Source organism: Paenibacillus sp. HGF5, assembly GCF_000204455.1.
Taxonomy (GTDB): Bacteria; Bacillota; Bacilli; order Paenibacillales; family Paenibacillaceae; genus Paenibacillus_AQ; species Paenibacillus_AQ lautus_A.
The window spans coordinates 13,630-28,976 of the sequence record NZ_AEXS01000051.1; the positions used below are offsets into that span (position 1 = coordinate 13,630).

The following is a 15,347-nucleotide window of genomic DNA, read 5'->3' on the forward strand; positions in this document are numbered from 1 at the left end:
TGGAGCTATGCTTACATTAAAGTGGATTAGGAGAGGAATATCTCTTGGCAAAGAGCCCACCAAGTCACCAAATAAAAAAGAGCCACATTTTATGGTTATTAGGATTACTCTTAGTGATTCTATCGAGTATGCGCATGCTGTGGGTGGAAGTGTTCCCTGATCAACAGCAGGTGACGATAAAGAAGGGGCATCTCGATTTGCGCGAATGGGATGCCGAAGAAGGCGGCATTCTGTTGCTTGATGGAGAGTGGGAGTTTTATCCCATGCAGTGGCTGCTGGATGGGGGCGGGCTGGATGCATCAGGCGGGCCGAAGCCGAAGCTGATTGCGGTTCCGGGGGGATGGAATCAAGCTCTGCATGGTAACGGCAAAGCGTCTCCATATGGATTTGCTTCCTATCGCCTGCGTATTCTAGTGAATCCCGAGGAGAAGCTGAATTATAGCATTCGCGTGCCTAGCGTACGTTCGTCATCCGAATTATATGTCAATGGACGTTTGCTTGCCAAATCCGGGCGGGTGGCGGACACGAAGGAAGCCTATACGGCGAAGAACCTGCCGTATACTACAAGCTTTACGGCGGATGAGCACGGCGTCATCGAAATAGTGATTCAGGCGGCCAATTATGTGGATAGCCGAAGCAGCGGCATTGCCAGGTCCATTAAATTGGGTTCAGAGGAAGCCGTGGCCAAGGAAATAAAGCTCTCGGTTTCGATGCAAACGCTGGGAGCCGTTATCTTTCTTATGCATTCCGTTTATGCACTCATTTTATTTGTACTGGGGAATAGGGAAAAGAGGCTGCTGTATTTTTCCTTGCTGACCCTCTGCGTAACCCTTTCGAGCATATTGAGCACGGATGAGAAGCTGTTCCATCAATTCATATACATCAGCAGCGATTGGGATTTTCGGTTGTCCAATGCCGCCTTTATGATTGGATGCTATGCGTTGCTGGAATGCACGAATCATCGCGAACTCTCTTATTGGAACAGGATGTATCCCGTTTATGCCGTCATGATCTTAGGAACTGCCGGCATTACCTTGTTCTTGGCTCCGCCGCAGGTAATCATGCTTTTCCCGGTTTATTTTCTGCTGGGCTGCGTAACGGCCGTCATCACGATCATTGCAATCACCAAAACCGTAATCAAGGGCATCAAAGATCATTTGTTACTGCTTTTTTCGATGGTTGCGCTGGTCCATCATTTCCTGTGGGCGTTGTTCTTGCGGGAAAGCGCCTTAAGTGTTGCCCATTATCCGTTTGACCTGATCCTTTCGATGGGATGCTTGGCCGCTGTATGGTTTAAGGGTTACTTCAAGATGCATGCGAACACGAAAGAGATTGCCGCAACTTTGCAAAGAGTGAATGACCACAAGGATCAATTCCTGGCGAACACGTCCCATGAATTCAAAAATCCGCTGCACAGCATGCTTAACATGTCGCAATCCGTGTTGAACCGGGAACGGCCTTTGCTGCAGGATAGGAGTGTGAAAGAGCTTGAAACGATTCTGACCGTCGGACGTCGTCTAACACTAATATTAAACGATTTGATGGACGTCATGAGTCTGCGGGAGGGCAATCCGAGACTGCAGAAAAAAGCCGTATCGATCCAGCCCATTGTGACGGGGGTGATGGATATGCTGCAATTTAACGCGGAAGTGAAGTCGGTCAGCATCGTCAATCAGATCCCGGAGGATTTCCCTCCCGTCTTGGCGGACGAGAACCGGATGATTCAAGTCGTGTTCAATCTGCTGCATAATGCCGTAAAATATACGAATGAAGGGTACATTTCGATTCAAGCTTTTACAGAGGACGACAGAGCCTATATCGCGATTGCCGACACGGGGATCGGAATGGATGAAGCCATGCTGAAGCGCTTATTCCTTCCGTATGAGCAGGCGAGCGCCAGCGAGACCATGATCGAAGGCGGCTTTGGGTTAGGTCTAAGCATAAGCAAGCAACTCATTGAGCTTCATCGGGGTACGCTTGAGGCGGCCTCCGTTCCAGGGGAGGGCTCGAGATTTACGTTTTCGTTAAAGCTGGCAGGGCTCGAAACAGAGGAAGAGCAGCATGAATCTAACTCTAACGGACCGCCAACATTGCCGTCCATGCCGATGCAGGATACCATTGGGGCCGGACTGCAAAAAGAGGAGGTCTTCCCGCCAGCCGCGATACAAGGAGCTCTACCCGAAAGGAGAAGCAACCGGCCGCTCTTGCTCATCGTTGACGACGATCCCGTCAACCTTCAGGTGCTTGAAGCCATACTGCCGCCTGACGAATACGAGGTGACGATGGCAACAAGCGGTAAGGAAGCGCTGGCTGTACTGGATGCGAAGGCGTGGGATTTGGTCATCTCCGATATTATGATGCCGCAGATGTCCGGTTATGAGCTGACGCGGAGGATTCGCGAGCGGTTTACGCTCACGGAGCTCCCTGTGCTGCTGCTTACCGCGAGAAGCCAACCGAAAGACATCCAAAGCGGGTTTTTGGCGGGGGCCAACGATTATGTGACCAAGCCGGTGGAGGCCTTGGAAATCAGGTCGAGGATCGAGGCCTTAACAACGATTAAACGAACGGTCCGTGAGCAGCTTCGACTAGAAGCGGCATGGCTGCAAGCGCAAATCCAGCCACATTTTTTATTCAATGCATTAAATGCGGTGACGGCCCTAAGCGACGTTGATTTGGACAAGATGCGGAATCTGCTTGATGAGTTCAGCAACTTTCTGAGATATAAATTCAGATTCCAAGACACGGCTGGACTCGTTCCGATCGAGGAGGAGCTGAGCCTGGTGCGTTCGTATCTTTATATCGAGCAGGTTCGGTTTGCAGAGCGGCTGCAGGTGGTTTGGGAGGTAGATGACTGCGGAGCTTTGCAAATTCCGTTCCTTTCGATTCAGCCCTTGGTCGAAAATGCGATAAGACATGGCGTCATGAAGCGCACTTATGGGGGAACCCTACATATTCGAATTTCCGTCCATGCCGCGCATGCCGAGATAACCGTTGAGGACGATGGGATCGGAATGGATGAAGCTCAATTGCAGCGAATCCTGGAGAGATCAGCAAATCATCAGTCCGGGGTCGGATTGATCAATACGGACCAGCGATTAAAACGGCACTTCGGAACAGGACTTCATATTCAGAGCAGGTTAGGCGAAGGAACCCGGGTAACTTTCCATGCACGCATCTAAACCTCGGGTAAAACGATATCAGGCGGTGAGATGAATGGAGAGATTGGAAAACAGCGGATTTTATAAACTGAAATTTTTAATAACGCCGGAAGAATTCAACCAAATGTTGGCGCGCTTTGAGCAAAAGCAAGCCGAATTTCATCGTACGAACCATGCATGACCCAGCATGATCTGGATCAGGTGCTTGAGGCGTATCGTACCTATTATCAGTATTTTACGGTGCAGGAACGGCCCGATTACCACCCTTTCTTTGTCTATTCAATTTCGATTGCTGAGGGCGATGAAAGCTCGGGATTCTTTGTCAGAAATGAAGGTGTCTCATTCCCCTACCGCGGACAGTGGGCAGAAGATGAATTACCCTATATCTTGCTCTCCCTTCCAAAGGGAATTCGAATCGATGCAGAGGATGAACGAGGAAAGCATTATCTATATGAGGATATTCGGGCACACCGGCCGTTAACGTATGTTTTTTTCGAAGAAATGGCAGCATCCATGAAAAAAATAACGAAGCCGCTTCGTTTCTCGATACAAGCCGCAGACGCTATGCAAGAGCAGAAGCCGGCTGTTCGCATAAGTCAACAAGCGGTGAATGATCTGATTGACTCGTGGATCGTTAAGAAATATGGGCTGGTTATGAACAACAAGAAGGACATATCAGGCACCTAAGCGGATTCCTCGGTAATCCCCATTCATATGAGCCGGAAACCACCTCGCTTCCACGATGTATTGTACAGAAAAATTTGCATTATCCTTGAAAAGCCCGCCAACCGTGGTCTTCATAAATGGGGAAAGCGGGCCTATCGAGGGCGGGACACCCGGTCCGGATACTTCACTTCCGGATATTCCTCCGAGGGACCGGTTAGAAGCTTACTCTCCTCCATTCCGCGCAAATGCTGATTAAAGAATTCCAGCACGTAGGCGTTGACGATCTCGGCTCCCCTTGATCCATTCATGCTTCCGGTCATGCCGGTCAGGCGGGTAAGCGGAGAATACAGCTGAAGATCGGTGAAATTATAGTGCCCTGCGCCTTCGATATAAAGGGTCCGTCCTAGGCCCTGTTGAATTAAGCGATCCATCAGCTTCAGCTCTAATTCCCGATTCGCCAGAATCATGCCGAATTGTTCTCGGGTTAATCCCAGTGCTTGGAGCTCGGCTTCCGTAGCAGGGGTTTGGCGATACTTCGCCTGCTGTTCGTTCACCTTCATAAAATCCTCCGATTCCATGAACATAAACGGTTTCTCCATGTCATCCCGGTCCTTCGTTACGAATAGCGTCCCGTCCATGTTCACGCCGGCTTTGATCCGCGGGTTGGAATAAACGGCTTCAAAGGCTGCGGCCCCGCCGAAGGAATGGCCCATCATGCCGATGTTGTCCAAATCCAAGGCTCCTTTAAACTTGCTGGCGATGGCGCCTGATTGAAGCTTCTCCAACTGATTCGTGACGAAGGAGATATCCTCATTCCACACCTTCAAAATAGCGCGGCTGTCCTCGAATAACCGCTCCTGGGACTGTTCCGTAAGAAAACCGGTTACGCGCCCGTCGGGAAATGCGGTGGCGGCCGTGCTGTACGTATGATCGATGGCAAATACGATATAGCCGTGGCTGGCAAGATGTTCAGCCTGCGACGAATGCAAAATTCTGCCGACCCCCATGCCGTGCGACAACAGCACCACCGGATACGGATTCTCCGACAGCCGCAAATCGGCATGGCCGTATGCGTTGGCCCGACTGTATTTCCAGTAGTCTAGCGCCGCCGCGGGAAGGCCCAGATATTCGGAATATGCTTGCATATAGGTGTGAAACAGTCTCTTATCCTTAGGAAACACCGTAGCTTTTTCCGCGCCTTGGTCAGACTCCGCGGCCGGATACCATACCTGAACGATAAGCTCCCGTTTGTCGCTTGTTTGTTCGGTAAACGTTTCTTCACGGTCCGCATCAACGAAATGGAACGTATCCGTCCCCACCCTAAACTCCCCGGAAGGCTTCGGTAAATGAAAAACCGGCAGCAGTGCCGATAAGGCAACCGATACGCCCAGCAAAACGGCCGAAAGGCCCCATATCATGTACCGCAGCGGTTTCTTGACCGTTCGGCGTCTGAACAGAACCAACATAAAGAGCAAAGCGGTGACGATGTAGGCCGGAATCATCTGCCACCTGTATCCCTCAACCAGCAGCTGTACGGCGAACAGCGAACCGCCAGCGATGCCGACGATCACGCCAGCCTTCCTGTTTATTGTGTTACGGCTCAACAGTATCATCAGCATCGCAACGCAGGCTGCAACCCACAACATTTCCAGAACTCTCATACGCACGCTCGCTCCTTGTTATCGCAATTACTTGTATGATAAGGGATCAAGGTTAAAACGAGCGGATGGTTTCGTTTAAAAAAGGTTTAAATCCGGGTCCCGGGGAGTTTACAGCCAACCTTTATCTTCCGCGATCGTGACGGCCTGCTGCCGGGAATCCGCCTCCAGCTTCTGGATGGCGGAGGACAGGTAGTTGCGCACGGTTCCCCTTGTCAGAAACAAGGCTTTGCTGATGTCGCCGGTAGTCATGCCTCGCTTGGTTAACCGGAGCATTTCGATTTCCCGTTCGCTGAGGGGATTCTCCTCCTTCATGAAGAGCGCGGCCGCCAGGTCGGTGCTCACGACCCGCTCGCCCTTCATGACCCGCCGGATGGCCTCAATCAAGAAATCGATGGGCTCGTCCTTTAACAGATAGCCCTCCACCTGCGCATCCATCGCTTTTTGCAAATAACCGGGACGTGCGAAGGTCGTGACGATCATGATTTTGCAGGATTGGCCTGCTTGGCGTATGGACTCGGCCAATTCCAGGCCGTTAATATGAGGCATCTCGATGTCGAGCAGGCACACATCCGGCTGATGCTGCCGAATTGCGTCCCAGGCGCGCTGCCCGTCCGGCACCTCGGCCACCACCTCGATGTCGTCTTCGAAATTGAGCAGTGAGGCGAATGCGCCGCGAAGCATTTGCTGATCTTCCGCAATGACGATTCGAATCATGAAGCGTCCTCCTTTTCATGCCGGCGAAGCGGGAGTTTCAGGTACACCTTAGTGCCCCCCTGAGGCAACGGGTCGATGGCGGAGGACCCGCCCAGCGTCTTCATCCGCTCCATGATCGATGGGAGGCCGTTTCCGCCGCCGTGCCCCGCAAGCCCCACGCCGTCATCCGCGATATGGATCCCGAAGGCATGATCCTTCGTTTCCAGTTTGACGGCGCACCGCTTGGCCCGGCTATGCTTGATAATATTGGTCATGGCTTCCCGGACGCAGAGCGCCAGCATCGTTTCTTCCACGCTGGATAACAGCGGGGGCTTCTCCGGATTCTCGATCGTCAGCGCAATTCCTGCCGTATGCAGCAGCTTGGCCGAATGCTCCAGCTCGCTTGCCAACGAGATGAACTTCATATCGGATACCAGCTCCCTCACCTGCTTGAGGGCGGTTCTGGAGGTATCCAGAATCTCGCCTAACTCCCGTTTGGCCTGGCTCGGATCCTTATCCACCCATTTCGTTGCCAGCTCGCTCTTCATTTTGATCATCATGAGGGTCTGCCCCAAGGTATCGTGGAGATCCCTGGCGATTCGCTGCCGCTCCTCCTGCTGGATATACTTTGCGATCTGCTCGTTGGCTTCATCCAGCTCCCCCTGCAGGCTTTTTGCTTTCTCCTTGATGTAGATGACGATCGGATATACCGACTGAATGATCATGACCGGAAGGTAAATGGCGTTGGACGTTTCGAGCAGCGGTTCCTGACGGATGACAAATACGAGCAGGAACGACAGGGCAATGGCCGCGCTGCCGATGGCGATATGCGCCTTGGACTTGGATCGACCGAGCAAGTCGGCGAAAATGATCCCGAACAGCATGGTGCTCGGCCCGGCATACACCCCGAACACCGCAATGGCCGACAGGCCGGACAGCGAAGCCGCCAGCAGCCAGCCGCCCCGACGCCACAGCGCAACATAAAACGATGCGAGGAACAACAGAAGCACCAGAAGGGTACCCCACAATCCCAGCGCCGTATCCGAGTTGAAGACCCGATAGCACAAGAATACGGTCAGTATGATATCGATCAGCAAATAGTTTTTGATTTGGTCCCTCGGGTACAACTTATAGAACATATCTAGCCTCCAATCCGGCTATTTGGATTCGAACAAACCTACCGCCTGTTTGCGGACGGTCTCCATCGGCCCCAGCTTGAAGCCTCGAAGCCACAGGGACGCCATGCCGAGCTGAAGTGCGGAGATTAGCAGCCAAACGGCGATAATCGCGGCCGAATTCAGCCTGCCGGCAAGCCCTAGGCCCCAGCCGTAGAAAACAGCGGATGCCATGATGTTTTGGAGCACATAGCAGCTCAGCGACATTTTTCCGACATTCTCCAGAAGGCGCCAGAGCCATTCCCACTTCGTATATTGTATCATTCTCGCTAAAATTGCTATATACCCCATGGACATCAGCGGGGCGAACAGATAGCGCACGGGAAGATCGAAAGCGCCGCCGGGAATGAATATGAGCAGGTTGAGCGGCACGCCGACATATACGCCCAGCTGAAATAGCCTTTTTCGCAGCCTTTTGCCGTTCTCGTCCGGTGCGAATACGCCCGAGCGCATGAAGCGAACCCCTAGCAGGAACAGAAACACGTTTGTCGGGATGACGAGGATGGCCTCTGCACGCAACGGGAGGAAATTCGCCAGCCGGTACCGGATCTGCTCGATCCAAGTGCCTTCCTGATAGAGAGCAGCGACATCGTCAAAGCTGCCCAGCGATACGCTGGCCCCGCTTGCCAGCATGAGTCCCGCAAGGGCCAGGATCGCGATGGCAAAGATACTGCCGATCACGTTCATCGTGCGGGCGATGAGCCGGTCGCCGCCCTTTACGATAAAGGCTGCAATGATGGCGGTAATCCCGTAACTCATCAAGATGTCATACTCCATGACCAATATAAAATGCAGCAGGCCTTCGAGGATCAAAAACAGAACGGCCCATAAATAAACGCCAGGCCACGGCTTTCCTTTGCGCTTGGCCTGCCGGTACTTCATTTCCAGGCCGACCCCGAACATGATCGTCAGCAGTCCAAGCAGCTTCCCGTTTACCAGGAACAAAACGATCATCCGGAGAAGGTCGTCCGCTGCCCACCAGCCGGAGTGATCAAAGGTGGTAATGTAGCGTAGATCCCCCGCATGCGCGAAGATCCAAATATTCGTCCCGAGCGTTCCCAGGATCGCGAAGCCCCGCAAAATATCCAGCAGGCGAATTCTGCCCGTTCGTTGTTCCATTCTTCCATTCCTTCTTTCTTCTAGGTTCTCTTGTCTTTTTATTGTAGGTACGATCTCCCTGGCGCAACATTCACACCTGTAAAGAGATCCGTATGACACGTGTCATAAATGCAGGGAGAACGAACGGAAGAAGTCGGATGGAGTTCTCGTCATGACTTGAAAATTGTGGAATAATAGAAGAAAACAGGAGGAGTGATCATGTACATCGTATCGGGACCGAGGCCGCTGCCGAATGGCCGCAATCATATGTTTGGAAGAGAGGACGAGGAGGGTTATCCGCCGGGCTATGTCCGGTTCATGCAGCGCTTCGGTGAAGGGACATACCGCGGGTGGATGAATGTCCAGCTGCCGGATAGGGAGGTGCTGCAGCCTTTTGCCGAGTACGGGTTATGGGAGCATGACGATGACAGTCCCATTACCGAGCCGCAGATTGCAGAGTGTATCGCTATAGGCACAACGGTGGACGGTGATTTTCTGGCGGTGCATCCCCAGACGGCTCAGTTGCTCTGGCTGCCTCGGCATGCGGAGCATATACAGGCAATCTTGCTGCAGGTCCAGGAGCAAAACGATGAAGGCCTGTACGCCGCGGTGCTGGATGAAATATACCGTCAGGTGTATGGAAGCAGCCAAGAGTTAGCCGTTTATTACGAACCGTGGACGGGTACGCGGAGCCATCTCTTTTTGCGTTTGCCGCCAGGAGAGGATCGGCCTTCGCTGCCCGAGCTGGCCGGTAGGTGTCAAGCGTCCTTTCCGCCGGATCTGTCCGTGGAAAACGAATACACGTGCAGCTTGTTCTACCGGGAACTGGGCGGATATGTACGATTCAATTATGCTTATCTGCAAGAGGTGGCCGTCTTCTATGAACAGGATGCAGGGCAGGCATTTGCCGTTATAGAGGCATGGCTCCTGTCGAATGGGTGCGAAAGAATAGCATAACAATTGGATCCATACCGGCACTCATCAAGCGGGGAACTGCGTTTAAGTTAAAGGGGGATATGGGATGAAGCTGGCTTTTTCGCTGGACACACACGGAACGTGTGTAGGCCAATTAAGGGACGAGCTGCTGCCGTTAGAGGAAATGGCTGCCGCCTGGAAGTTTCCGTTCGATATCTTTGTTGTATTTCGCGTTTTACCGGAAAGTTATGGCCGAATAACATCCAGACGTTTGGATAGCAGGGATCATACCCTCGACTTGGATATCAGTTTAAGTTATGAGCAGTACCAACGAATGTCCAAACATGAGCAGCGCGAGGCACTAGGGATGTATCTCTATGATTATTTGTCAGAGTCCGTTGCTAAACATAAAAAGCAAGCAGATGCGGAAACCCAAAAACAGCTGCTGGACCGGGTGAAAGAATGGATGCTCGAACACGGTTGGCTGCATGGAAAAATCCATCAGGCACGGGAGCTTCTGGCGCAGGACATCGACCTCTATGAAATCAGCCGAACGCTGCAAATGCCGCTGGAAGAAGTGGAATATACGTATCTCCGCATGAATGGCCATGAGCCTGCAGACGTTCATCCCGATAATATTGCAGCAGGAAAAGCGCTTTATCCCTTGTAAGCGCCTAAGGTGCGGAGCTGTTCGTGTGATAGGAGCGTATCAAACGGCGGGGCTAGAGCTGTCCCAAATCTCGAACTGCCGTCATACATACACAGGTTTTACGCAGGGAGGAATATCGATGATCGTTCTGAAAGATATCGGCAAATTCGAGGAACTGCCAGAGATCGCGATGCACATCTACCAAGGGAACATTCCGGCTTTGCAGGAGGCAATAACCGCAGGCTGGGATATCGAGGAGGGCATCGTACTAAGTAGATATACGACGGTAAGCCCGCTCGATCTGGCGTTGATCTCGCAGCGAGCGGATGTGGTGAAGCTGCTGGTCGAGCACGGCGTTAACCTGAATGTCCATCATAATCCGGCTTTTTTGCGAGCGGTGCGGTACGGCAAGGAAGATATCGTTCGTTATATCGCAGCGCAGGGCGCCGAGCTGGACAAACTCAATCAAACCGGGTCAGGCGCATATGAACAGGCCTATTACGGCAACAAAAAAAACATCCCGCTCATCCGGGAGCTGGGATTGGATCTCAAGCTGCATGGCAGCGCGGTGCTGCGCCAAGCCGTGTCGGACCATGATTATAAGACACTCGATTATCTGCTCGATCATGGGGCGGACATCAATTATAACCAGCCCGACATGGTCTATCCTTATCAAGCGACTCCGCTAACCGTGGCCACGCGGATGGGGAATCAACGCATGGTCAAGCATCTGATCGAGCGCGGCGCTGACGTGACGTTGGCGGAAAAGGACGGCGAGCGGCCGTATACGATTGCGGTCGGCAATAAGGATACCATCCTGGCCGACTACTTGAAATCGCTGGAGCCGGCCGAGTTTCATAGCTTAGAGAACAAGAAGTATGCACTGAAAAAGTATAAATTGACCGATGAATTGGTCCGTTTTCTGACAGGAGACCAGCTGCGGCTTGAGCTGCCGGAGAATGAATATGAAATCAGGTATATCGACTTCTTTGCATTGACCGACACGATCGAGATGAAGGTCGGGCGCCAGAAGCTTCTGCGCCTGTCAGCCGACATTGACAATTACTCCGATCTGCAGCTTGTATGGAATCCGAAGAAAAAGGGCCTGATTGGTTGTTATGATGTGGAGCATCAGACGCACGCCGATCTATGCAGCTTTACCGAGTTCCTCGCGCAGCCTGAATCGTACCTCATCCGTTTTCTAGAGGGAGAGCTGTAATCGAGAATTCAGGGTCAAGGTATATAGGCGCCTACGACCTCGAATTTCAACTCATTGTCTATGGTCATATGCCTTACTTCGATGATATTGCCTCGTTGGAACGTGGGGATGCTTATGATCGGGATAACGGTCCTTACGACGGTATGGATCGTCCCGCCATCCGTTTTCGTGACGCTTAGATCCAGCAACACTTCAGGCTGATCGTCAACCTGCACATTCGTTTGCCGGATCGAGTTGATCTGTGCTTGAGCGGGCGTACCGCTGGCGAGAATCGTCTTGCGCTGCACGTTTCGGTTGTTGTTCGCCCGTAATTCCTTGGTGAATTTCGCGATGAAGAAGGACGGCGTGATCAGTGAGAAAATGACGATGATCACAATAAGGGTCGTCAATGGCTGCACCTCGCTTTCCAATCATGATCGGGAATTCGAAAATCGTACGGCTTCCATTTTAAGTTTATTTTAGCAAAAAAGATAAGTCTAGGGGTTTCGCTTTTTTATGTTCTAGTCCATTTCTGCAGGACTGGCGATTAAGCCGAAATCACTTGGCATCGCATGAACTAAATCAGCAGGAGGAAAGGGTCCTTTAACCGGATTCATATCATATGTATGGAGAATTACGGTAATATTTTAGCTGAGCGCAAGGACTGTATACTGTATGAGGCCGGTCGAGGTCTATCTACAGGACAAAGTACGGGCTGGATCGGCGGCAATGCCCCGGCCTATTTCGACGACAAAGCGGATGCCATCCAAGAAGGTGACCTGGGCTATTACTTCTATTTAAGTCTTATTCATCCTTTCAAGCCCGCATCTATGATCTCTATTTTCATCCCTAATGACTATGAGAAATACATGGAGCACAATCAATATCCTGATTGCTCTATCAAGGTGATGGAACACCCAATGACCGACGAGAGCTTGAGCGATCGTTTTGCGCATCCGGGCCTGATCAAGCATCTTCTTTCGCATCGAGAGACATGCAGCGACCTCCATTCGATGGGTCAGTCTTTCCTAATCAAATTGGGCGGGAGCCCAAGATTGGTCCAAGATGAAGCTTATTATTCGGCCAAGCTGAGGGAGGAAGGCTTCTCCTTTTTGTTTCAGGTGGACGAAGATGGGTATCCCGAGACACTGCTCCGAGAGGACAGCAGTTATCCTTTTGGCTTTGGAGCTCTGTACATTTACGCCACAATCACCACGGATGACGTTCAGGACCCGGTAGCGGGCTTCTGGCAGTTCTCATGAAAATGAATAACACTTACCAAAGAAGCGATTGCCGGACCTGCGGCGGTCGCTTTTTCATCATGATGAAGAGTGAAATCATTCCTCATTTTCCAAAGTCGTAATACTTTCGCCCTGTTGGCCGGCTGCAAGGTATGGGATGATGGGTTCATCAAAGATTTGAGGTCATGGACTTTGAACCTTTGACCCTCAGGCTATTGCGATCCTTCCTTCTATTTCAATTGGCGAACCTAGGGTCGCAGCTTTCCTGAGGGAGTTTGATTCAAGAGAGGAGGCGTCCAGGCTATCATATTCCTTCCTTCAATTATTCTTTCAATGACATTAGGGATATGGCTTTCCTGGACTCTTGATATGATGAACTCGATTTATTTACGAAGAGCGAGAAAATGGATGGTTGATGCAGAGAATGAATCGGATCGTCTCCCGAAAGCTTATCTAGCGACGGCCGCGAAGAATATCGAGCACCTTGGGTATACGTTCACCTATCCATTGCTGCACGCCGTGCGAACTTTATCCACAGAGCAGTTCGAAGCCCTCTATCAACCGCTGATTGACGATTTAAGGGTGATGGTAGGCGCGCATGTAAAATATGAGCCGATGTATCCCGCGTTCCCGATGCAGGTGATGGAGGAGAACGATGCGGAGCTGTACCTGAATGCCATCTATCATGATCTGACTTGGGATTTGCCTGCATATGAGCATGAGGAGAGACCTCCGCTGCAGGATGAAGTCAACCTGAAAACCATTGATCTGGGAAGCAAGGCGGATTTCTATGCCATAATACGCCAGCTGATCCAAGCTAAAGGCTCCATCTCCCCAACGGATAAAGAGGATATTGAGGCCGTTATTGAGCTTGTCGACCCCGAGGAACTGGATGTCATTCTCCCTCCCGAGATTCCATTCAAGGAGAATGCGGGATTCGTGGCAGCTGCGTTAATGAAGCATGACAAGGGGAACGTCGAGCGGATCGGGCGTTATTTCAAAACCGCAACCGATGTCCTTCGTCTGGCGGTGGCTTGGTCAGGCGGAGATGTCAGTCTGGCTGAAGCCACCCGGTTTCGCAAATTTAAGCGGCGCGAAAGACGGCTGCTGCTGGGGTTGCTGGAACGCTGCCATCCGATAACGGAGGATATGCTCAGATTTAAGGACCGCTGGATTCGATTGGGCGAAATCCTCCATCCTTCCGAATATAAGCACCGGTATAAACGCTGCGAGGAAGCCTTTGATATTTTGCGGAATCACAAGCCCTTTACCACGTATAACGGGAGCGTCGAGCTTGCATTTCAGTACGACCAGGTCTGGAATTTGATCGATTTGTTAATGCAGCGTCCGGGCGAGTTTGCCCGCAGATTGGATCAGTTGCTGCGATCCACCGAACATACAGAGTATGTCGTTTTGGCGTTTGGCGAGGTGGCGAATCAAGTATCGACGCCGGTCTTGCTGCAAGTGAAGAATCATTTTGCCCGCCGACACGAACCTCAAGAGCTGCGCGTCTTTTTCCCGAAAGGAAATGTGGCTAAAGCCTTTGCCGTACCCCACACGCTTCCGGAGATCGATGAAGCGGCATGCCGAGACATCGTGCAGGTATGCGAGCAGGCGCTGGTCCAGCGGTTCGCCTCGCTGCCGCCCTTGGGGAAGGCCTATGTCGATAAGCGATTGAAGGATTATCATGTGCCGTTCTCGCAGAGATCGGCAAGCAAAGCCCTGCATACGTTGGTTCGGGGAAGCCGCGTGCCGATGGCGGAAGGGGATACCATCCGTTTCTTCAGCTGGTGGAAGGAAGGACGCGTGAACGGGGAGCCTACGGGCCGCGTGGATATTGACCTGTCCGCCGTCATGTATGATCACGACTGGCAGTACGTCGAGCATATTTCTTATACGAATCTGCGGTCCTCCCATTACAGGGCCGTGCACAGCGGGGATATCGTGTCAGCTCCTCAAGGAGCATGCGAATTCATTGATCTGCATATTCCAACCATCGTCCAATACGGCGGACGTTATATTGTGGCGACTCTTCATTCGTATACAAATCAACCGTACTGCAACCTGCCGGAGTGCTTCGTGGGCTGGATGATGCGGAAGAAACCCGGTTCCGGTGAAATATTCGAGCCCTCGACGGTGGCTAATAAAATCGATGTCGCCGCCGATACGCAGATCGCTATTCCCGTTATCCTGGATTTGGTGGAGCATACGGTCATCTGGACCGATCTGTCCCTAACCAGACATCCACACTACTACAACAATGTAGAGGGGAATCAGAAGGGGATGGTCTTGATGGGCAAAGCCATGACAGCCCTGCGGAAGCCCGATCTGTACGATCTGTTCATGCTGCATGCCAAGGCAAGAGGAGAGTCCGTAGACCATGCGGAACAGGCGGAAACGATCTTCTCGGTGGAACATGGGGTGACCCCGTTCGATATCGAGCATATTATGGCGGATTATGTTGTGTAAGTTCATGCGGATGCCGTTATGATTAGGAGCAGCTTAGGCTGCTCCTTTTTTGCTGGATCGGAGAGTGAAGAAGCATGTTTTTGGTTACCCCTGCATTCCGGAATTCAGTATCTCTAGGTAATGAGCATTGTACATGATGCCAAGTATGTTGCCGAATGGATCGGTGACGGATGCCGTGATGAACCCTTCCCCACGGTGGGTGAGCGGATCATATTCTTGGGCTCCCATGGATTTCAATCGGCCGAGGGTGGCCTCTATATCATCGACATGCCAGTACATGATCGCTCCGCCGGGGCCGGACATTGGCTGTTCAGGGGCAAAACGGCGATCGATGAGACCCAGCTCGTGCTGGTAGTCTCCAATCCGAAATTCGGCGTAAGCCAGTTTCCCGTCGGGACCTGACCTTTCGAAGTATGGCGCCATA

The 15,347-nt window shown here is 52.0% G+C and carries 14 protein-coding genes; 8 read left to right on the forward strand and 6 right to left on the reverse strand.

What is annotated here, in order from left to right; all coding sequences use genetic code 11:
* Nucleotides 1-113 precede the first annotated feature (113 nt).
* The 3 genes from HMPREF9412_RS08215 to HMPREF9412_RS08220 are packed head-to-tail and all read left to right on the forward strand — an operon-like array spanning nt 114 to nt 3,845.
* Nucleotides 114-3,179, forward strand: coding sequence for a hybrid sensor histidine kinase/response regulator (locus HMPREF9412_RS08215; protein ID WP_009590976.1), 3,066 nt, complete (start codon nt 114-116; stop codon nt 3,177-3,179).
* Nucleotides 3,180-3,213: 34 nt separating this feature from the next.
* On the forward strand, nt 3,214-3,339 hold the full coding sequence (locus tag HMPREF9412_RS33575) for a hypothetical protein (protein ID WP_009590970.1): 126 nt from the start codon (nt 3,214-3,216) through the stop codon (nt 3,337-3,339).
* Entirely contained in the window at nt 3,336-3,845 is a 510-nt protein-coding gene (locus HMPREF9412_RS08220) for a hypothetical protein (protein WP_009590979.1), read from the forward strand. Before HMPREF9412_RS33575 ends, HMPREF9412_RS08220 begins: the two co-directional genes overlap by 4 nt.
* A 131-nt stretch (nt 3,846-3,976) precedes the next feature.
* On the opposite strand, the gene HMPREF9412_RS08225 is transcribed toward HMPREF9412_RS08220, so the two are convergent.
* The 4 genes from HMPREF9412_RS08225 to HMPREF9412_RS08240 form a co-directional block, all read right to left on the reverse strand.
* Complete coding sequence (locus HMPREF9412_RS08225) at nt 3,977-5,485, reverse strand: alpha/beta hydrolase family protein (RefSeq protein WP_009590966.1); 1,509 nt, start codon at nt 5,483-5,485, stop codon at nt 3,977-3,979.
* 108 nt (nt 5,486-5,593) lie between these two features.
* Complete coding sequence (locus HMPREF9412_RS08230; RefSeq protein ID WP_009590981.1) at nt 5,594-6,199, reverse strand: response regulator transcription factor; 606 nt, start codon at nt 6,197-6,199, stop codon at nt 5,594-5,596.
* Entirely contained in the window at nt 6,196-7,317 is a 1,122-nt protein-coding gene (locus HMPREF9412_RS08235; RefSeq protein WP_009590971.1) for a sensor histidine kinase, read from the reverse strand. Before HMPREF9412_RS08235 ends, HMPREF9412_RS08230 begins: the two co-directional genes overlap by 4 nt.
* An 18-nt stretch (nt 7,318-7,335) precedes the next feature.
* The gene (locus tag HMPREF9412_RS08240) at nt 7,336-8,472 is read right to left on the reverse strand and encodes a DUF418 domain-containing protein (protein WP_009590974.1); all 1,137 of its coding nucleotides are present in this window, start codon (nt 8,470-8,472) and stop codon (nt 7,336-7,338) included.
* A 198-nt stretch (nt 8,473-8,670) separates the two neighbouring features.
* Between HMPREF9412_RS08240 and HMPREF9412_RS08245 the strand changes: the two genes are divergently transcribed.
* From HMPREF9412_RS08245 to HMPREF9412_RS08255, 3 genes are all read left to right on the forward strand, one after another.
* Complete coding sequence (locus HMPREF9412_RS08245; RefSeq protein ID WP_009590973.1) at nt 8,671-9,408, forward strand: hypothetical protein; 738 nt, start codon at nt 8,671-8,673, stop codon at nt 9,406-9,408.
* Nucleotides 9,409-9,472: 64 nt separating this feature from the next.
* On the forward strand, nt 9,473-10,036 hold the full coding sequence (locus HMPREF9412_RS08250) for a hypothetical protein (protein ID WP_009590968.1): 564 nt from the start codon (nt 9,473-9,475) through the stop codon (nt 10,034-10,036).
* 118 nt (nt 10,037-10,154) lie between these two features.
* Nucleotides 10,155-11,234, forward strand: a complete 1,080-nt coding sequence (locus tag HMPREF9412_RS08255; RefSeq protein WP_009590962.1) for an ankyrin repeat domain-containing protein — start codon at nt 10,155-10,157, stop codon at nt 11,232-11,234.
* 14 nt (nt 11,235-11,248) lie between these two features.
* On the opposite strand, the gene HMPREF9412_RS08260 is transcribed toward HMPREF9412_RS08255, so the two are convergent.
* Nucleotides 11,249-11,623, reverse strand: coding sequence for a hypothetical protein (locus tag HMPREF9412_RS08260; RefSeq protein ID WP_009590977.1), 375 nt, complete (start codon nt 11,621-11,623; stop codon nt 11,249-11,251).
* Nucleotides 11,624-11,839: 216 nt separating this feature from the next.
* Between HMPREF9412_RS08260 and HMPREF9412_RS08265 the strand changes: the two genes are divergently transcribed.
* The gene (locus HMPREF9412_RS08265) at nt 11,840-12,475 is read left to right on the forward strand and encodes a hypothetical protein (RefSeq protein WP_009590961.1); all 636 of its coding nucleotides are present in this window, start codon (nt 11,840-11,842) and stop codon (nt 12,473-12,475) included.
* 348 nt (nt 12,476-12,823) lie between these two features.
* On the forward strand, nt 12,824-14,923 hold the full coding sequence (locus HMPREF9412_RS08270; RefSeq protein ID WP_036671674.1) for a TerD family protein: 2,100 nt from the start codon (nt 12,824-12,826) through the stop codon (nt 14,921-14,923).
* A gap of 84 nt (nt 14,924-15,007) precedes the next feature.
* On the opposite strand, the gene HMPREF9412_RS33085 is transcribed toward HMPREF9412_RS08270, so the two are convergent.
* The coding region (locus tag HMPREF9412_RS33085; protein ID WP_009590959.1) for a VOC family protein at nt 15,008-15,347 on the reverse strand (340 nt) is incomplete at its 5' end.